Origin of the sequence: Microcystis sp. T1-4, from assembly GCF_000297435.1 — a bacterium.
Taxonomy (GTDB): domain Bacteria; phylum Cyanobacteriota; class Cyanobacteriia; order Cyanobacteriales; family Microcystaceae; genus Microcystis.
In genome coordinates this window covers 1-16,821 of the sequence record NZ_CAIP01000119.1, presented here as the reverse complement: position 1 = coordinate 16,821, position 16,821 = coordinate 1, and the positions used below count along the sequence as shown (strand labels likewise).

The window sequence follows — 16,821 nt, the reverse complement described above, 5'->3', positions numbered from 1 at the left end:
TTGGTGCAGGAGGTGAGGATTGAAATCTGCCGTCGCACCACTGTCACGACAGTCCTCAGAGGGTGGCACGAGAAGTATTCTCAAACCAATTAAAACCAGGTTGAGGGAACTACGAGGGAGGCGAAGTCTATCAGCAAAATCGAATCTGTTACAAGCTCTATTTCTTAACTGGCAGGATAGCCGCCCAGCTAGATATTAGACCGAAACTTTCCCCATATCACCCCAAATACACATTTTTTTAAAAATCTTTCTGTATATTACTCTCAAATAGAGCGATCGCAAAAAACTTTCCCCATAACACGACAATAAGCCTTTTATGGGGAAATTCAACTAAAACCCTAAAACCCAATACCCAACCGCCAAAACCTAAAGCTCAACAGTTAAACCCTAACAGCTAACGCACCGATCGAGCGATCAATCATTATTATAGAGACAGTAACAAATATTTATGAAACTTCATGCTCATTAATCACCTTGGCATCGATCGCGGGAAAAAATTCCTTAAAGAGACTATCTTGTTTGGAAATGACCCTAATCCCGAATTAATTGGCATTTTAGGGGTTTATTTCGTGCAGGGCATTCTCGGACTCTCCCGATTAGCGGTTAGCTTCTTTTTAAAAGACGATTTGGCCTTGAGTCCCTCCCAGATGGGGGCATTAATCGGAGTGGCGGCGATTCCTTGGGTGATTAAACCAGCTTTTGGCTTTCTTTCGGATGGTTTGCCTATTTTCGGCTATCGTCGTCGGCCTTACCTCATTTTATCGGGAATTCTCGGTGTTTTAGCTTGGTTGGCCCTCGCCACTGTGGTGGAGAATGCTTGGCAAGCGACGGCGGCGATCCTGCTTGGTTCCCTTTCTGTCACCATTAGTGATGTCATCGTCGATTCTTTGGTAGTAGAAAGGGCCCGCAGAGAGTCCTTCACTCAATCTGGTTCTCTACAGTCCTTAACTTGGGGAATATCGGCCCTAGGCGGCTTAATTACGGCTTATCTCGGGGGTTGGTTACTCGCACACCTCGGTACTCGTCCTGTCTTCGCTCTCACGGCTATTTTTCCCCTGATTGCCTCAGCCATGGCGTTTTTAATTACAGAGGAAAAAATCAAGAATAATAACGATGCACGATCTAAGCCGAAAGTCAAGGAGCAAATCGGGCAATTATGGTCAGCAATTAGACAAAAATCAATTTTATTACCCACTGCCTTTATTTTTCTCTGGCAGGCTACTCCTAGCGCCGATTCTGCCTTTTTTTACTTCACCACCAACGAGTTAGGATTTGAACCAGAATTTTTAGGACGAGTGCGCTTAGTCACCAGTTTAGCCTCGATCCTGGGTATCTGGGTATATCAAAGGTTTTTAAAAGCGATTTCCTTCCGTCTAATTTTGGGTTGGAGTACGGTGATTTCCGCGCTTTTAGGCATGACTACCCTACTCTTAGTTACCCATGCTAATCGAGCGCTCGGTATTGACGATCATTGGTTTAGTTTGGGGGATAGTCTCATCCTCACCGTCATGGGACAAATTGCCTTTTTACCCGTCTTAATCTTATCGGCCCGTCTTTGTCCCGTGGGCATTGAAGCATCTCTATTCGCTTTATTAATGTCTATCTGGAATATGTCAGGATTAGTTTCCCAAGAAATCGGCGCTTTATTAACCCATTGGTTGGGAGTCACCGAAACTAATTTTGATAACCTTTGGTTATTGGTGGTGATTACTAATCTCTCTACTCTCCTACCTTTACCCCTAATTAAATGGCTACCTTCTACGGATCCGCAATCTCAGGAAGTCAAGAAAACTTTTCCCCCCGCAGAAGTCTTTGAACATCATGTTACTGGTTCTTTAGCTGAACCCGGTTTTATACCTGAACTTGTCCCCGAATTAATCGACACAAGAGATTGACAGTCCAGAAAAGGGGTTTCTCAAAGAAACCCCTTTTCTATGGCATTCATCTTGCTTAATTGATAACAGTTTTTAACTTTTCCAAGACAGAATTGTTTAACGTAATTTTTCCCATTCTTCTCTACTAATATTTGCTTGTTGTAAAATTTTAGCCAGCAAGCTTTTACTGATATCTCCTTGGTGTGGATTAGGAATCCAGATTTTTAACTTTCCCTGCACCATATATTGATGATTTCCTCCTACCAGAGGACCAGAAAATCCCAGCTTTCTCAACTGGCGAATTAACTCTTTCCTTTTGATGGGGGCAAAAGGTGGCATCAGGCGATTTTTTGTTGAGGGGTTAGATTGATACCGTCAACAATCGGTAACTGATGCTGTAAGCGTAGTCCTAAAATAACCCAGCCTTCCAAAACTTCCTGTAACTGTTCCTTAGTAGCTTCGAGGGTTGTTTCATTAGCATATACTCCCTCAAATCCCGGAATTTCTCCATAAAAAGTACCGTCTTCTAGAACTTCATAAGTTGCCAGTTCCATTGCTTGTTTTAGATATTTTGTTAGCATCATTGACAGGAATAAAGCTCAGTTATTGTCTCGAAGATTGTCGATTTGATGATCAGTTGTTTTGAACTTGGCGATAATTTTGCCCTGTTTCTCCAGAAAACGGGTTTCTCAAAGAAACCCGTTTTCTAGGTTTTCTAACTGCTGTCTTCGTCTTTGACGATTTTCCGCTTCTAAGCGACTAATCGCTTCTTCTAATTGTAATCGAACTAATTCCATCTCTTGACAATTGCGGTGTGCTTTTGCCAAAGTTTGCTTAAGTTGATCAGAATCCCGGGGAAGCTGAGGAACAAAATCCATATTTAACTCCATTCAAGTTTAATTTCTTCGACACTACGCATCAAGGCAGGAATCCGCACTTGGGTTGTCTTAATCACTGTTCCAATCCTCGAACATCTGCCCAACGCTAGTATAACGCTTAAGACGCTCAGGATGTTTTTCTACTTCTTCAATGGCGGCGAGCGTTTCTGTATTAGGAATTTGAACATCAAAGGGAAAACCTTGATGACAATTGACATCAGATAAGGCTGGATGCTGAATTTTTTGTAGGAGAAGCTGTTGTTCTTCGTCAGTTAAGGAAAGGATAATTTGAGCAAGGGAATCAATTAGTTTAGTATTGATTGCAGTAGCAGATTGACTCATATAGCGTTTACATTGTTTAATAGTATATTTTTGAATTGGCGATTTATGACTTCCTCGCTGCCGATCTAATTCGTAGCCAATCTTGCCCAGTGCTTTAACGACTTGGCGACCAGCGATAGGAGGGAGTTCACTCATAATTTAACCTCTACCAGTTCCTCAGAAATTGGTGGTGGAATCGGTTCATTGTGCGCTTCTAGGCTTTCTAGATATAAAGCAATTGCTTCCTGAATGTTGGCGAGTAACTCGAACCGCGTATTGCCTTGAGAAATACAGCCGGGTAGGGAGGGAACTTCAGCCACATAAATGCCATCTTCATCTTGCTCAATTAAGACGCGATATTTCATGGGTTTGTCCTTGCTTTGAATTGATTGGAAGTTAATTATTTGAATCCAGTCTAGCGCGAGTTAGCAACTCCTAGCGATCGCGGCTTATTCCAGAAAAGGGGTTTCTCAAAGAAACCCGTTTTCTATGGCACGGATTAGGGAACCAAGTCCTGTCTTTTGGTAAATTCTATCCAAAAGCCTATCCCCCCCCGATTTTGTCAAGTATCGCTGTTTTAAGCGATTATATAGGGTTTTATCGATGTTTTTCGTCAATTATTCTGGGATGAGGTAGGAGTGAAGATCGATCGCCCTAAGTCCAGAAAACGGGTTTCTTTAAAAAACCCGTTTTCTCAGTTGATGAAATAAGCTAAAATCGAATCAACTCGTTGCCCTCGCCTTATGTTTTCTATCCAAACTACCTACACTCAAGCTCAAGAAAATTTAGCGAGCCTTCTGGATCGATTGGAAAGCGAGAATAGTATGGCGATTATTACGCGCCCTGGTCATAAAGATATGGCACTATTGAGCGCAGAGGAATTAACTGGCTTATTAGAAACCGTTTATCTTTTGCGATCGCCTGCGAATGCTCGAAAGTTATTGGCAGCACTGGAACGTTCAATGGAGAGGGACGTTCAAACAATACCGGGACAGACAGTTACAGAACTTTGTCAGGAGTTAGGAATTGAACGCCAAGAGTAGGGCAATTGTCTTTGACAGTCAATTTCGAGAAGATTTAAGATGGTGGTACAAAACAGATAAAAAAATCGCCTTTCGCCTACTCGATCTCGTAGAATCTGTCACCGCCGATCCCTTTACTGGAATAGGCAAACCAGAACCCATAAAGTATCTTGAAGCTAATACTTGGTCACGCCGAATTACCACAGAACACCGTCTAGTCTATCGAGTCAAAGATGACCGCATTGAGTTTTTAGCAGCACGATATCACTATACTTAAACAGCTTATGTATTCCAGAAAACGGGTTTCTTTGAGAAACCCGTTTTCTATGGCTGCCCTAATGGCGCTTAAATGCCGCTGCCGTTCCCAGTAAGCCTAGGGCCAGCAAACCTAAGACAGAATTTGATTCGGGAACAGAAACGGGAGCAATGGGAGTCCCCTCCAAATTCAGCGTCCAACTGCCAAGACTGCCAGCATCACCACCCGAAAGATCTGAAATCCTCAGCCGCCAGTCGCCAGCGGTCTGGGATCCACCCAAGGAAGTGAGTATGGGAACAAGGGTGCCACTATCCGCACCGGTGGGGAAGTAGTTGCCGCTGGGGATGTTAAAGCTAGCATCTCCGGAAGCCGCTACGGACCAGATGTTGCCGGTAAAGGCATCATTGAAGCTGTAGTTGCCGTTGAAGTTGCTGGAGTCACCCTGCCCACTGCTAACCAGACCAATCCGGTTGAACAGAGTGACTGTCGTGTTGGTTGGGACGTAGGTGAGATTGGCGATCAAATCACCGACGAAGGTGTGGGTTAGGTTATTGAGGGTGACGGTGATGTTGGTGATCAGGAAGTTGGAACCGGTGGGAACGGTAATAGTGCTGGAAGCACCTGTGGCGTTGTTGTCGGGGATGTTGAAACCAGTACCAGTTCCAGTAAAGGTGACGGCGCTGGCGGGGAGGACAGTCATTCCAGCGATGGCGCTAACTGTGCCGGCGAGGACAACACCGACACCAGACAGAGATTTGAAGTTAGTTGTAGTATTCATGAGCAATTTTGGGTAAATTCCACCAAAAATCATACCCCCCCCCCCCCGATTTTGTCAAATATCACTTTTTTATCGATTGCATAGATGTATAGAGTTTTATCTATACTCCAGAAAACAGGTTTCTCAAAGAAACCCGTTTTCTCAGTGCGATCGCTTGGGGAAGATCGGGTTTAGGATATTTGTAATGTTTGATACAAATCTCTCGATCATCTGTTCTTAAGATTAAGGCTGGTGTTGCTAATTGATCGGGAAAGAGGCCGGCGCAAGCAGATAAAAACCGCAGAGAAGCTTGTGCCGTGGGATCAAAATTATTAAGCGGAGAATAGCCTCTGACCGGACTTCAACATCAAAGTTAGTAGGAAACTTGTCATCGCCTAAGTAAAGTAACCCCTTATCCACGACACAACAAAATAGGAAAAATACTTATGAGTTATGGAACCCGTGTTCAAGCTATCTCTCAAGTCACAGACCGTAAACCCCTACCTAGCAAAATTCCTCAGCGTTTAGAGGCCCTCTGGGCAACCGATGTCTTTACCCTGAGCAAAATGCAGGCCAGTCTTCCCAAAGATGTATTCAAGTCGGTCAAAAACACGATTTTAACCGGGGGAAAATTAGACGTTTCCATCGCCAGTGCGGTGGCGGCTGCGATGAAGGATTGGGCCACGTCCAAAGGGGCGCTGTACTATGCCCACGTCTTCTATCCGATGACCAACGCCACCGCCGAAAAACACGATGGTTTTATCTCCGTGCAGAGCGACGGCTCGGTGATCACAGAATTTACGGGCAAAGTCTTAGTACAGGGGGAACCGGACGGATCCTCCTTTCCTAACGGCGGACTTCGCTCCACCTTTGAAGCGCGGGGTTACACCGCTTGGGATGTCACCAGTCCCGCCTACGTCATGGAGACGGATAATGGTGTCACCCTGTGTATTCCCACGGTTTTCATCTCTTGGACAGGAGAGGCCCTCGACAAAAAAACGCCGCTTTTACGCTCGATTTCATCGATGAGTAAAGCCGCCACCAGGGTGCTGAAGCTCTTAGGACATACGGAAGTCGCCCCCGTTAACTCCAGCTGCGGTGCTGAACAGGAATATTTCCTCGTAGATGCTCATTTTGCCCATAGTCGCCCCGATTTACTGCTCACCGGTCGCACCCTATTTGGTAAACCCGCCGCTAAGGGTCAACAGTTCGACGATCATTATTTTGGCGCGATTCCCGAACGGGTTCAGGTTTTTATGCAGGAAGTGGAGGAAAGAATGTATCGCCTCGGCATTCCGGCCAAAACCCGCCATAACGAAGTCGCTCCCGGACAGTTCGAGATTGCCCCCTTTTTCGAGGCTGCCAACGTGGCCAGTGACCATCAGCAGTTAATTATGACTTTGCTGAAAAGTACGGCTAAAAAACACGGTTTTGTCTGCCTACTGCATGAAAAACCCTTTGCCGGAATTAATGGTTCGGGAAAACACGTTAACTGGTCCGTCGGCAACGCCACCCAGGGCAATCTGTTGGATCCGGGCGATACTCCCCACGCTAATATGCAGTTTTTGTTATTCTGTGGGGCGGTGATTCGTGGCGTTCACAAGTACGGGGCGCTTTTACGCGCAGTGGTGGCTACCGCCAGCAATGATCACCGTTTGGGGGCAAATGAAGCTCCTCCCGCCATTATTTCGGTATATTTGGGCAGCCAGTTAGAAAAGGTATTCGACCAAATTAGCCAAGGCCGAATTGAGGGTTCTGATGCCCCGGGGTTGATGGATCTGGGTGTCGATACCCTGCCGGTATTCCCCAAGGATCCTGGCGATCGCAATCGTACCTCTCCTTTTGCTTTTACGGGCAATCGCTTTGAATTCCGCGCTGTGGGTTCTAATCAGTCAGTTTCCGGGCCGCTGGTGGCGATGAACACGATTCTAGCCGATTCCCTGACTTGGGTGGCGGATAACTTAGAAAGCCGGATGAAAGCCGGGGAAGACCTCAATACTGCCGCCGAGGGTGTTCTCAAGGAGATCATGGACAAGCACAGAAATGTGATCTTCGGAGGTAACGGATATTCCCCGGAATGGCACAAAATGGCGGTAGAAGAGCGCGGTTTGGCTAATCTCCGCACCACTGCCGATGCTTTACCCGTGCTGAAAGCTGATTATATTGAAGAACTGTTTACCCGCATGGGTGTGTTTACCCCCGTTGAACTGGAAAGTCGTTTCGATGTCTATGCGGAACAGTATTTACTGGCCATCGAAGTGGAGGCGAAACTGGTGGTAAGTATGGCTAAAACGATTATTTATCCCGCTGCTGTTCGCTACTTGTCGGAATTGTCTTTGGCGATCGCTAATGCTGCGGCGATCGGCATCGAGATCAATAAGGAAAACGCCCAAACCGTCTCGAATCTGATTAAGTTAATGATGGATAGCGTTGGTAAACTGAGTGAGGCCATTGCTAAACACGATTTTGACTCGATCGAGGAACATATGCAGTATTCCGCTCAAACGATCCGTCCCTTGATGGATAAGGTGCGCGAATATGCTGACACGCTGGAAGGAGAAGTGGCCGACAATTTCTGGCCGCTACCTACCTATCAAGAAATGTTGTTTGTTAAATAACACGACGGCAAGGAGGGGGTGAATAAGCTGAAAAAATGATTGGCCACCCCCTTCTTTTTAGCTCTGGTAGTTTTAAGTTATGTTAAGAAAAGTAAATATAAACCTAAAACTACTATGGTACTAACTCCGACAATTGGCGAAAAATCCTATAATCGTCAGGATTGGCAAAAAGGCTATCAATCCCAACCTAACGAGTACGATTACGAGGTAGAGGACATCGAGGGGCAAATTCCCCCCGATTTACAGGGTACAGTCTTTAAAAACGGCCCCGGTTTACTCGATATCGCTGGCACTGCGATCGCTCATCCCTTCGATGGGGATGGTATGATCAGCGCGATTAGCTTCAACCATGGGCGCGTACATTATCGTAATCGTTTTGTGAAAACCGAGGGTTATCTCAAGGAAAAGGAAGCGGGAAAACCCCTTTATCGCGGTGTTTTCGGCACGAAAAAACCGGGGGGAATTTTCGGCAATGCTTTTGATTTGCGTCTGAAAAATATTGCTAATACTAATGTTATCTACTGGGGTGATAAATTACTGGCACTTTGGGAAGCGGCCGAACCCCATCGCCTCGATGCTAAAACCCTTGATACTATTGGTTTAGACTATCTCGATGGTATCTTGGAAAAAGGCGATGCTTTTGCCGCTCATCCTCGCATCGATCCCGCTTGTATCTTCGATAATTATCAACCTTGTCTGGTAAATTTTGCCATTAAAACGGGTTTGTCGAGTGCTATTACTCTCTACGAAATTAGTCCCACGGGTAAGTTATTACGTCGTCATACCCACAGTGTACCGGGCTTCTGTTTTATCCACGATTTTGTTATTACTCCCCACTACGCTATCTTTTTCCAAAACCCGGTTGGTTATAATCCTTTTCCCTTTCTTTTTGGGTTAAAAGGTGCGGGAGAATGCCTCATCAATCAACCGGACAAGTTAACTAGGATTATTATTATCCCCCGGGATCATAACAAAGGAGAAGTGAAAGTTTTAGAAACTCCATCGGGTTTTGTCTTCCACCATAGCAATGCTTTTGAACAAGGGGAGAAAATTTATATTGATTCTATTTGTTATCAATCCTTACCACAACTGGATTCAAATAGCAGTTTTCAATCGGTAGATTTTGATAGTTTAGCTCCCGGACATCTGTGGCGATTTACACTAAATTTATCAGAAAATACCGTTACAAGAGAATGTATTCTAGAGCATTGTTGTGAATTTCCCAGCATCAATCCGGCAAAAGTTGGTCGAGATTACCGTTATTTATACATCGCTGCCGCTCATCATGCCACTGGTAATGCTCCTTTGCAAGCAATCTTAAAACTGGACCTATTAACGGGAGCAAAACAATTACATTCTTTTGCTCCCCGGGGATTTGCGGGTGAGCCAGTTTTTGTGCCTAAACCCGATGGAATCGCTGAAGATGATGGTTGGTTATTGGTAGTTACTTACGATGCGGCCAATCATCGATCGAATATGGTAATCTTAGATGCTAAAGATATCACTAATTCCCTAGCAGTTATCCATCTTAAACATCATATTCCCTACGGGTTACACGGTAGTTGGACTAGACAATGTTTTTAAGTTAATTGTCTAGGGGTGGATTGAAAAACCACCCTGACTAAACTTTACTCTTGAGAGCCTTCTTGTAGTAGCCAAAAACCAGCGAAGGATTCCGATTCAGGGTTAGATTGAACGGCTAAAAAATGCAGATTATTGGCTTTTTGTTTAGCTTCTTCAAAGTTTTTAGCTTCGTTTAAAGTCTCGGCATTAGTGACGTTGACGAGAATCCAGCTATCACTAGCACCCGTTTCTAAACGTAGCAGAGGACGAGAACCAGCTTCTAACTTTAAATAGGCCATTTCTAACCCTGACATCCAACCAGCTAGGGGTAAAGCGCGGGGGGAAAAAATAACTAAACCGGGTATTTTTAGATTCTCATCTAATCCCATTCCCAGTATAGGCAAATTTTCTCCGAAGCTAATATCCCAATCTTTTAAATCATTAAAAGAAGACAATTCTAGCGTGACAAAGGCCCATTTATCTGCCTTATCTCCCCGGACAGCATCGGGAAGGGGAACAGCATTTAAAGGGGGATAATTAACGGAAGCGGTTTTAGTTAAATTTTGATCATAACCAACTTCTTGGGGGTAGAAATTAACCATTCTTTCTTCTATCCATCTAGTGAGAGCATGAGTGCGACGACTAGGGGAAGCGGGAATACCGATATCTTCGCAAGCTTTGCTAATCATGTTATTCATCTGACGACGGAAAAAGCGAATTTTTTTGGGAGTTACCCCCGCTTCCTTGATAGCTGCAGTAATTGCCTCTCCTAACCATTGGGAATTAACCATCGTATTAGGACAATAACTGGCATATTTAAATAGTGTATCGGAGGAGCGATCGATTGTTGCTGGAGTTTCACAGATTAATAATTCCCATCTTTTTTTATTATTTTCATCCAGCACCGGCCGCGAATAAAAATCAAGTTCCCAAATAGTCATATTTTTTTCAGTTATCAGTTATCAGTTATCAGTTATCAGTTATCAGATTTGAGTTTTAAGTGTGCAGTATGTATTAAGTGGGCAGTATTAAATAGCAGCTTCCTACTGTCTTTTCACTGATTACTGCTCACTGTTTACTGTTTACTGCTCACTGAAAAATCCCCTATCCCCGACAACAGTACGAACGCGGTAGATAGGACGTTTTTGGGATTCATGGTAAGTTCGCATCAAAATTTCTGCCAAAAGACCAAAACAGAGTAATTGTACCCCAGTTAAAAAGAATAACACAGCTAGGATTAACAAAGGTCGATCGCCGATGTCTTGTCCGAAACCGAGTTTGAGAATAGTCAGATAAGTGCCTAAAATAATCCCCACCACCATGGATAACAGTCCGTAGAGTCCAAAAATGTGCATCGGACGGGTGAGGAACTTTTTCATAAAAAAGACAGTAAATAAGTCCATAATCACGCGAATTGTGCGACCTAAACCATATTTACTCTGTCCGAACCGTCTAGCGTGGTGATTAACGGGAATTTCGGTTATTTTTGCCCCTTCAATAAAAGCTAACGCGGGTAAAAAGCGATGTAATTCCCCGTAGAGATTCATATCGGCCACTAATTCGGCTCGATAGGCTTTCAAAGAACAACCGTAGTCGTGTAATTTGACCCCTGTTACCTTTGCTATTAGCCAATTAGCTATTTTTGAGGGTAAAAGCCGTTTTACCCGGTCATCTTGGCGATTTTTGCGCCAGCCACTCACGAGGTCATAACCTTCCTCTAATTTGGCCAATAATAGGGGTATATCATTGGGATCGTTCTGTAAATCGCCGTCGAGGGTAACGATTATCTGTCCCGTGGCATAATTAAATCCGGCAGCCATGGCGGGGGTTTGTCCGTAGTTGCGTCGCAATATTACCGCCTTGAGATCATGGCGATTTTGGGCTAAATTAGTTAAAACCTCGGTGGAACCATCCTTAGAACCGTCGTCAACACAGATAATCTCGTAGTTAATTTGATAAGAACGCAAAATCGTGGCGATACTCTCGACGAGATGGGGGATACTGTCCACTTCGTTATAAATGGGAACCACTACCGATAAAGTCTGGATAGCAGCCTGCGGGTTTGGTTCATTGACACTGATGGACGGTGTAATCGGGGGCATAGTTGACTGACGCAGGGGCCTTTTGGGGCGATTGTATCACAATTCAGTGATCAGTGATCAGTTATCAGTTATCAGTCATCAGTTAAGTAGGTGGGTGGAATTAAATATAAAATGAACGTAGGTTGGGTTGAAGCATGAAACCCAACGCCCGCATGGGTTACGCTACCGCTAACCCATCCTACAAATAATTGTGCCTACCTACTTATCAGTCATCAGTTATCAGTTATCAGTTATCAGTCATCAGTTCACTGATTACTGTTTACTGTTCACTGTCCACTGTTCCCTGAAAATACCCCCCACTATCAGTTATCAGTTATCAGTTATCAGTTATCAGATGTGAGTTGTCAGTTCACTGATTACTGTTTACTGTTCACTGTCCACTGTTCCCTGAAAATACCCCCCACTATCAGTTATCAGTTATCAGTTATCAGTTATCAGTTATCAGTTATCAGATGTGAGTTGTCAGTTCACTGATTACTGTTTACTGTTCACTGTCCACTGTTCCCCTTTCTCTGTTTCCTTTTTCGCTAAAATTGCCTGACGAAAACCTAAGACGACGAGAATATTGGAGAGGGTGAGGAAAAATTCGGCGCTGCCGTGTAACCAATCGACGTTGGCTAATTCTTGACCATAGTGGATTTTGGCGTAGATACCAGCAGGAATAGTGATAAAAACGAAGATTAACAGCACATAAAAGCCAATTAAGGCTAAACGGGGCATTTTTCCCGAACGAGTGACAAACCAAAGAAACCCCAGATAGGGAAACAGGGAAATGGCAAATAAACTCTCTTTATTCATTGTTAACGCTGATTTTACTGGAACGCCACAGCCACCAACCGGCAGCACAGAGGGTAAAATTTCCTAAGACAGTCATGGCTGCCTGTAGGGTGACTAACCAGGATAAGGCACTGATATTATCAAAAAAATGCCATGTACAGGCACACATGGCCCCAATTAAAGCGGGTAACATTCCCCAAGATAACATTCGCCACGATCGATCGCTACTGATGTCGCCATAGGTCCAGACTAACCAGATCGCCGCTATCCATTCTACGACACTCGATACATGAACTATCCACGTCGGTATTGATAAAGCATTCATTTTTTTACAGTTATCAGTTATCAGTTATCAGTTATCAGTGGGTAAGTTATCAGTTATCAGTTATCAGATTTGAGTTTTAAGTGTGCAGTATTAAATAGAAGTTTCCTACTGTCTTTTCGCTGATTACTGTTTACTGTTTGCTGTTCACTGAAAATACTCCCCATTTCCCGAAAAATTTTCTAGCCATTGAATTACCTGTTGACCTAAACTAACATTGTTTAATCGATCGATCTCGCGAATGCCAGTGGGACTGGTGACATTAACTTCCGTCAGATAGCCACCAATCACATCTAATCCGACAAAATATAGGCCATCTTTTCGTAATTTTGGGGCTAAAGTGGCACAGATTTCTAATTCTCGATCGCTGATTTCTGTTTTTGCCACCCGTCCACCCACGGCCATATTACCGCGAAATTCTGAACCGGTGGGAATGCGATTAACTGCCCCGATGGGTTCGCCATTGAGGACAATAATGCGTTTATCTCCTTCTTTGGCAGCTGGTAAATAATCTTGAATCATTACCGGTTCTTGTCCCCATTTTGTGCTAATTTCAATCATTGAATTGAGATTGCGATCTTCGGGACTAAGAAATAAAATTCCCTCCCCTGCTTTGCCCCCCAAAGGTTTCATAACTGCTGCCCCTTTTTGGTTGACAAATTCCCTAATTGTCGCTTTATCTTGGGAAACAATTGTGGCGGGCATTACCTGAGCAAAGTGAATAGTATATAACTTTTCATTGGCATGGCGTAAACCCCTAGTTGAGTTAATTACTTGGGTTTTTTGGGGGTCGATCAGGTCTAATAAATAGGTGGCATAAAGATAGGCAATTGTCACGGGTGGGTCTTTTCGCATCCAGACAAAATCGAAGTTTTCTAGGCAGGTAAAAACTGTCTCTTGTCTTTGATACCATTGAGATACAGCCTCCCAATGATTATCTTTTAATTCCACGGGAACCAGTTCAATTTTAGTTAGTTTTGCCCAAGCTTTTCCCGCAATCGCACTGAGATCAGTGATGGAAGTCATCCAGACTTCATGGCCTAATAATTGGGACGCTTCCATGATAGCTACACTGGTATCATGGCCCGGATCGAGATGCTCGATCGGATCGATAATAAAGGCTAGTTTCATTAATAGTTTTTATCCTTAATTCTGCAACAGGGGAGCTAAACCACCACTTCTATCTAAAGCATAGATGTCATCGCAGCCCCCGATGTGTTGATCGTTTATAAAAATTTGTGGTACACTTGTACGACCATTGGCTCGATCGGACATTTTGGCTCGCGCTCCTTCATCACCATCGATACAATATTCAGTAAACTCCACTCCTTTTTTCTTGAGTAATGCTTTAGCGCGGATACAGAAAGGACAGGAACTCCAAGTATAGATCTCAACATTAGCGGCCATAAAATTTATCTCCCTTCTTTACATATCTTAAATTTTAGCCGATAACCGAGCAGTGATCTTCCTTCAGGTCAGAAAACGCCAATTAGGGCGATTCCACTGATATATTCCTTGTATTTCCCATTCTTCACCGTTTTGAAAGCGAATACGGCAACTAACAGGGGGGGAGTCATCCTCACTTTCATTTACTTCTATTACCTCACAGGGAAACCAGTCGCAACTATCGGCAGCGTCTGCGGGAATCCATTCCCATAATCCATTAGACACCTCGATCGTATCTCCCACCTGTAATTTTTCTCTGGTTAACCTTAATTTTTGTAAATATTCTTGCCAATGAATCGGTTTTATGCTATTCAACCAAGCCAAGCCATACCGATCGCGGATAAATTGTACCGCACCGGAAGGGCGATCATTAAGCCAATCATTGAGGAGGGAACTTTTCCAAGCTAAATTTTCCCGTTCTTGTTTGAGGATAAATTCCAGCAAAATCTCCCTTTGCATAGATGTTAATGCGTCGAGGGGATTGCCATCAGCGAGGGAATTTCGCTCAAAAAACACCTCTAACAAAATTTCTTTTTGTTGTTGATTGAGAGGACAGGATAAAGCCTCACACTGGAGAAAAGCCGCTTTGAGAGTGGTTTCAATCTCATCTCGATCCATGAGAGTCCTAAAAAAGCTGATTTCAAAGGGTGACGATCCACGATAATCTAAGTATTGGGGAAATCATACCGTAAAATCACTCATCTATGACACCACGCTCGCTCACCGTTTTGCTCCTTTCTCTTCTTTTCTGGCTGTCTAGCTGGCTTATCATCCCTACTGCTCAAGCTTTGACCCCAATTCAACTATTAGATGTATCTTACAAGGACTGTCCCCCCGAATTAGCCGAGGGGAGTGTCACCAGTGGGGGAACCAGTTTTCCGGCTAATTGTTTTTTAATCACCGGCAAGGCTAAAAATAATTCTGGAAAAACCGTCTATGATGCCGATGTTTTTGGTCGGATTTACGATGCTAACGGGGAACCGGCTTTACAAAATCGTAGCCGAGTCGGAGCAATTCCCGAAGTGCCGCCGGGGATTAGTGATTTCGAGATCAGAATTTCTGTTTCTACCAATCAACCAACCCCCTTGCGACTGGAAAAATTCAAAGCTTCCGGTTTTACCAGTAGTGTGGATCCGCGGATTTAGAAACTGCTACTGACCAGACTGCTGGCCCCTGTGGCTACGACACTCTGAACGACGTTGAGCAGCAGGAAAGCGAGAATCGGGGACAAGTCCATCCCGCCTAGGGGTGGGATAATCGAGCGAAAGAGGTTTAAATAGGGATCGGTAATCGGACTGAGAAAAGACATAATCTGATAGGCCCAACCGGCATTTTGGAACCAAGTCAGTAAAACCCTAACAATTAGGATTACCGAGTAAATTTGCAGGAAATTGTTGATTATCGTCAAAATAAACCCTATATCGCTCATAAATAAATCTTTCCTCAAGAGGGCGTGATGGTTAGTTTAGCTTTGATCTTACCAAAAAAATGGTCTTTAGTTACTCTCTCCGCCCTGTCTTACTGGTTTTAACCGGCTATCGGCATTCCTCCCAGTTGACGGACACCGGGTAAGAAAACTGAATACAGCAGTTATCTTAATGATGAGATAGGAAGTTTTCCTTTTGGGGAGACTCCGATTGTTCAAGTAGTTTTTCCATAACCTTTGTATTCGGTTGAGGTCGTAAAGGCTCTGATAAGATATTACTATCGAGTAAAAAACGTCAATTCACCAAATTACCTCGCTTCCCGATGATAAATCGCACACTCCCTCCAAAAGTTCTTCTGATTCAATACCATTTTGTTCTAGATTATGTTCTTGGCGAAATTTTTGAATAAATTCTCCAAAACCCAACTGTGTTTGACCGATATTGGAATTATTATTAAGTTGCTCAATATTTTTTCCATTCTTAGCTAAATCTCCCTCCGTCTGCTCTAGATAAACTGGATAACCTTGGACACTTTCTTCAGATTGAGTTGCTAAATTAGGGGAACTTTTAAATAAACCTATTAAGGGATCAGATTCATTTTTATCTTGATTATTTTGAGGAGTTTTGGCAAGTATCAAAACTTCAACCACCTCACCCACATTTAATTCAGGGGTGGCAATTTCAATCTTATTACTGGGTAAAACCTGAGTGCTTATATGTAAAGTATCTCGTGTCATTTTTTTAACAAATAAACAAAGGAAGGGATTTGACTTCTAGTATAAACCGCCATTAGGAAAACAATAGCTGCCAAATTCCCATGACTGACTCCGATGACAAGGCTGTAGTAATCTCCCTACCCTAACTGATCACAAAATAACTTGATTATCTGGCTAACTTGACAAAAGTTGCTCAAAATATATCCTTAGCAACATAAATCGGCTTATTCCTAGTTAAATCCTTGCAGGAGTGCCATTATACCAGATATTTTCTCTCTGCATGGTTTATTTAATAAGCTCTGCTGATGAATGAAAAAAAATAAACGGGACTTAGGATTATTCGCCTCTACAATTAGTAGCCTTAACCCAAACGTTTTTAAGTTTTTAGGTGTTGTCACATCTACTCCTGCATCTCGTCTCGAGATATCTCCCGTTGGCGGTAATGGAATTTTTTCAATTGATAATTTACAAGTAGCCACTAAATCTATCCAGTCTGTGCCTGAACCCCTCACAATTCTAGGAATAGTAACATTAGGATTAGAGGCGTTGTTGTCTAAAAAGCATAATCAAGACAACATTAACGACAATTAATTAATGTTTTTAGGGGACGTGAGTGATGATGTTGACCTCCCTTTATCAAAAATTATTGAATAATTAAAATGATTCTTGTGCGGTAGATAAAACCTCTTGATATAGTCTTGGATTAATATGTTTAACCTGAGTAATTAACGCATCTAAAACC

The 16,821-nt window shown here is 43.4% G+C and carries 22 protein-coding genes; 7 read left to right on the top strand and 15 right to left on the bottom strand.

Translation table 11 applies throughout. From position 1 onward, the window contains the following. Positions 1-458 precede the first annotated feature (458 nt). Positions 459-1,895: a folate/biopterin family MFS transporter gene (locus tag MICAI_RS06830; RefSeq protein WP_008199556.1), complete on the top strand. Its 1,437-nt coding sequence runs from the start codon at positions 459-461 to the stop codon at positions 1,893-1,895. Positions 1,896-1,991: 96 nt separating this feature from the next. Here MICAI_RS06830 and MICAI_RS06825 read toward each other — a convergent pair whose 3' ends face one another. The 5 genes from MICAI_RS06825 to MICAI_RS06800 all read right to left on the bottom strand — a co-directional run bounded on the left by MICAI_RS06825 (position 1,992) and on the right by MICAI_RS06800 (position 3,438). After that, complete coding sequence (locus tag MICAI_RS06825; protein ID WP_002732388.1) at positions 1,992-2,213, bottom strand: type II toxin-antitoxin system HicA family toxin; 222 nt, start codon at positions 2,211-2,213, stop codon at positions 1,992-1,994. Then, the gene (locus MICAI_RS06820) at positions 2,213-2,458 is read right to left on the bottom strand and encodes a type II toxin-antitoxin system HicB family antitoxin (protein WP_002753457.1); all 246 of its coding nucleotides are present in this window, start codon (positions 2,456-2,458) and stop codon (positions 2,213-2,215) included. The genes MICAI_RS06825 and MICAI_RS06820 overlap by 1 nt, the downstream gene beginning before the upstream one ends. A gap of 105 nt (positions 2,459-2,563) precedes the next feature. Then, a complete protein-coding gene (locus MICAI_RS06815; protein ID WP_039899746.1) occupies positions 2,564-2,752 on the bottom strand; it encodes a hypothetical protein in 189 nt (62 codons plus the stop codon). Positions 2,753-2,821: 69 nt separating this feature from the next. Further along, positions 2,822-3,094, bottom strand: a complete 273-nt coding sequence (locus MICAI_RS06810) for a type II toxin-antitoxin system RelB/DinJ family antitoxin (protein ID WP_039899745.1) — start codon at positions 3,092-3,094, stop codon at positions 2,822-2,824. Positions 3,095-3,225: 131 nt separating this feature from the next. Then, positions 3,226-3,438, bottom strand: coding sequence for a type II toxin-antitoxin system HicB family antitoxin (locus MICAI_RS06800; RefSeq protein ID WP_008199545.1), 213 nt, complete (start codon positions 3,436-3,438; stop codon positions 3,226-3,228). Positions 3,439-3,816: 378 nt separating this feature from the next. Here MICAI_RS06800 and MICAI_RS06795 point away from each other — a divergent pair, with 378 nt between their 5' ends. Together MICAI_RS06795 and MICAI_RS06790 are read left to right on the top strand one after the other, a co-directional pair. Next, entirely contained in the window at positions 3,817-4,116 is a 300-nt protein-coding gene (locus tag MICAI_RS06795) for a type II toxin-antitoxin system Phd/YefM family antitoxin (protein ID WP_002763657.1), read from the top strand. Continuing rightward, positions 4,100-4,372, top strand: coding sequence for a Txe/YoeB family addiction module toxin (locus MICAI_RS06790; RefSeq protein WP_002763656.1), 273 nt, complete (start codon positions 4,100-4,102; stop codon positions 4,370-4,372). The genes MICAI_RS06795 and MICAI_RS06790 overlap by 17 nt, the downstream gene beginning before the upstream one ends. A 58-nt stretch (positions 4,373-4,430) precedes the next feature. On the opposite strand, the gene MICAI_RS06785 is transcribed toward MICAI_RS06790, so the two are convergent. Continuing rightward, the gene (locus MICAI_RS06785; RefSeq protein ID WP_157221734.1) at positions 4,431-5,129 is read right to left on the bottom strand and encodes a proprotein convertase P-domain-containing protein; all 699 of its coding nucleotides are present in this window, start codon (positions 5,127-5,129) and stop codon (positions 4,431-4,433) included. A 425-nt stretch (positions 5,130-5,554) separates the two neighbouring features. On the opposite strand from MICAI_RS06785, the gene MICAI_RS06780 reads away from it, so the two are divergent. Next, complete coding sequence (locus MICAI_RS06780) at positions 5,555-7,726, top strand: glutamine synthetase III family protein (protein ID WP_008199539.1); 2,172 nt, start codon at positions 5,555-5,557, stop codon at positions 7,724-7,726. Between the two features lie 114 nt (positions 7,727-7,840). Continuing rightward, the gene (locus MICAI_RS06775) at positions 7,841-9,310 is read left to right on the top strand and encodes a carotenoid oxygenase family protein (protein ID WP_008199535.1); all 1,470 of its coding nucleotides are present in this window, start codon (positions 7,841-7,843) and stop codon (positions 9,308-9,310) included. 44 nt (positions 9,311-9,354) lie between these two features. Here the strand turns inward: MICAI_RS06775 and MICAI_RS06770 are convergent, their stop codons facing one another. The 7 genes from MICAI_RS06770 to MICAI_RS06740 all read right to left on the bottom strand — a co-directional run bounded on the left by MICAI_RS06770 (position 9,355) and on the right by MICAI_RS06740 (position 14,554). Next, positions 9,355-10,230: a Tab2/Atab2 family RNA-binding protein gene (locus MICAI_RS06770; protein WP_008199532.1), complete on the bottom strand. Its 876-nt coding sequence runs from the start codon at positions 10,228-10,230 to the stop codon at positions 9,355-9,357. Positions 10,231-10,371: 141 nt separating this feature from the next. Next, entirely contained in the window at positions 10,372-11,391 is a 1,020-nt protein-coding gene (locus tag MICAI_RS06765) for a glycosyltransferase (RefSeq protein WP_008199531.1), read from the bottom strand. Between the two features lie 474 nt (positions 11,392-11,865). After that, complete coding sequence (locus MICAI_RS06760; RefSeq protein WP_008199525.1) at positions 11,866-12,189, bottom strand: DUF3593 domain-containing protein; 324 nt, start codon at positions 12,187-12,189, stop codon at positions 11,866-11,868. Then, a complete protein-coding gene (locus MICAI_RS06755) occupies positions 12,182-12,493 on the bottom strand; it encodes a DUF2499 domain-containing protein (protein WP_002734463.1) in 312 nt (103 codons plus the stop codon). Before MICAI_RS06755 ends, MICAI_RS06760 begins: the two co-directional genes overlap by 8 nt. Before the next feature lie 144 nt (positions 12,494-12,637). Then, positions 12,638-13,621, bottom strand: coding sequence for a glutathione synthase (gene gshB, locus MICAI_RS06750; protein ID WP_008199521.1), 984 nt, complete (start codon positions 13,619-13,621; stop codon positions 12,638-12,640). Between the two features lie 15 nt (positions 13,622-13,636). Continuing rightward, positions 13,637-13,897 (bottom strand): glutaredoxin 3, encoded by a 261-nt coding sequence (gene grxC, locus MICAI_RS06745; protein ID WP_002763636.1) that lies wholly within the window; start codon positions 13,895-13,897, stop codon positions 13,637-13,639. Between the two features lie 63 nt (positions 13,898-13,960). After that, entirely contained in the window at positions 13,961-14,554 is a 594-nt protein-coding gene (locus tag MICAI_RS06740; RefSeq protein WP_008199518.1) for a hypothetical protein, read from the bottom strand. An 86-nt stretch (positions 14,555-14,640) separates the two neighbouring features. Between MICAI_RS06740 and MICAI_RS06735 the strand changes: the two genes are divergently transcribed. Next, complete coding sequence (locus tag MICAI_RS06735) at positions 14,641-15,081, top strand: hypothetical protein (RefSeq protein WP_008199515.1); 441 nt, start codon at positions 14,641-14,643, stop codon at positions 15,079-15,081. Here MICAI_RS06735 and MICAI_RS06730 read toward each other — a convergent pair. Together MICAI_RS06730 and MICAI_RS06725 are read right to left on the bottom strand one after the other, a co-directional pair. Next, positions 15,078-15,365 (bottom strand): YggT family protein, encoded by a 288-nt coding sequence (locus MICAI_RS06730; RefSeq protein WP_002763635.1) that lies wholly within the window; start codon positions 15,363-15,365, stop codon positions 15,078-15,080. The two genes, MICAI_RS06735 and MICAI_RS06730, sit on opposite strands and share 4 nt — an antisense overlap. 297 nt (positions 15,366-15,662) lie before the next feature. Continuing rightward, positions 15,663-16,100 (bottom strand): hypothetical protein, encoded by a 438-nt coding sequence (locus MICAI_RS06725; protein WP_008199511.1) that lies wholly within the window; start codon positions 16,098-16,100, stop codon positions 15,663-15,665. 288 nt (positions 16,101-16,388) lie between these two features. Between MICAI_RS06725 and MICAI_RS06720 the strand changes: the two genes are divergently transcribed. Next, entirely contained in the window at positions 16,389-16,670 is a 282-nt protein-coding gene (locus tag MICAI_RS06720; protein ID WP_039899741.1) for a PEP-CTERM sorting domain-containing protein, read from the top strand. Positions 16,671-16,821 lie beyond the last annotated feature (151 nt).

What these genes read in the sequence shown, in the direction of transcription:
- MICAI_RS06775 (WP_008199535.1), top strand. Translation starts at nt 7,841, where the DNA reads ATGGTACTAACTCCGACAATTGGCGAAAAATCCTATAATCGTCAGGAT.
- MICAI_RS06740 (WP_008199518.1), bottom strand. Translation starts at nt 14,554, where the DNA reads ATGGATCGAGATGAGATTGAAACCACTCTCAAAGCGGCTTTTCTCCAG.
- gshB (WP_008199521.1), bottom strand. Translation starts at nt 13,621, where the DNA reads ATGAAACTAGCCTTTATTATCGATCCGATCGAGCATCTCGATCCGGGC.
- MICAI_RS06815 (WP_039899746.1), bottom strand. Translation starts at nt 2,752, where the DNA reads ATGGATTTTGTTCCTCAGCTTCCCCGGGATTCTGATCAACTTAAGCAA.
- MICAI_RS06830 (WP_008199556.1), top strand. Translation starts at nt 459, where the DNA reads ATGCTCATTAATCACCTTGGCATCGATCGCGGGAAAAAATTCCTTAAA.
- MICAI_RS06760 (WP_008199525.1), bottom strand. Translation starts at nt 12,189, where the DNA reads ATGAATAAAGAGAGTTTATTTGCCATTTCCCTGTTTCCCTATCTGGGG.
- MICAI_RS06735 (WP_008199515.1), top strand. Translation starts at nt 14,641, where the DNA reads ATGACACCACGCTCGCTCACCGTTTTGCTCCTTTCTCTTCTTTTCTGG.
- MICAI_RS06810 (WP_039899745.1), bottom strand. Translation starts at nt 3,094, where the DNA reads ATGAGTCAATCTGCTACTGCAATCAATACTAAACTAATTGATTCCCTT.
- MICAI_RS06725 (WP_008199511.1), bottom strand. Translation starts at nt 16,100, where the DNA reads ATGACACGAGATACTTTACATATAAGCACTCAGGTTTTACCCAGTAAT.
- MICAI_RS06825 (WP_002732388.1), bottom strand. Translation starts at nt 2,213, where the DNA reads ATGCCACCTTTTGCCCCCATCAAAAGGAAAGAGTTAATTCGCCAGTTG.
- MICAI_RS06730 (WP_002763635.1), bottom strand. Translation starts at nt 15,365, where the DNA reads ATGAGCGATATAGGGTTTATTTTGACGATAATCAACAATTTCCTGCAA.
- MICAI_RS06795 (WP_002763657.1), top strand. Translation starts at nt 3,817, where the DNA reads ATGTTTTCTATCCAAACTACCTACACTCAAGCTCAAGAAAATTTAGCG.
- MICAI_RS06820 (WP_002753457.1), bottom strand. Translation starts at nt 2,458, where the DNA reads ATGATGCTAACAAAATATCTAAAACAAGCAATGGAACTGGCAACTTAT.
- MICAI_RS06780 (WP_008199539.1), top strand. Translation starts at nt 5,555, where the DNA reads ATGAGTTATGGAACCCGTGTTCAAGCTATCTCTCAAGTCACAGACCGT.
- MICAI_RS06720 (WP_039899741.1), top strand. Translation starts at nt 16,389, where the DNA reads ATGAAAAAAAATAAACGGGACTTAGGATTATTCGCCTCTACAATTAGT.
- MICAI_RS06765 (WP_008199531.1), bottom strand. Translation starts at nt 11,391, where the DNA reads ATGCCCCCGATTACACCGTCCATCAGTGTCAATGAACCAAACCCGCAG.
- MICAI_RS06785 (WP_157221734.1), bottom strand. Translation starts at nt 5,129, where the DNA reads ATGAATACTACAACTAACTTCAAATCTCTGTCTGGTGTCGGTGTTGTC.
- grxC (WP_002763636.1), bottom strand. Translation starts at nt 13,897, where the DNA reads ATGGCCGCTAATGTTGAGATCTATACTTGGAGTTCCTGTCCTTTCTGT.
- MICAI_RS06770 (WP_008199532.1), bottom strand. Translation starts at nt 10,230, where the DNA reads ATGACTATTTGGGAACTTGATTTTTATTCGCGGCCGGTGCTGGATGAA.
- MICAI_RS06800 (WP_008199545.1), bottom strand. Translation starts at nt 3,438, where the DNA reads ATGAAATATCGCGTCTTAATTGAGCAAGATGAAGATGGCATTTATGTG.
- MICAI_RS06755 (WP_002734463.1), bottom strand. Translation starts at nt 12,493, where the DNA reads ATGAATGCTTTATCAATACCGACGTGGATAGTTCATGTATCGAGTGTC.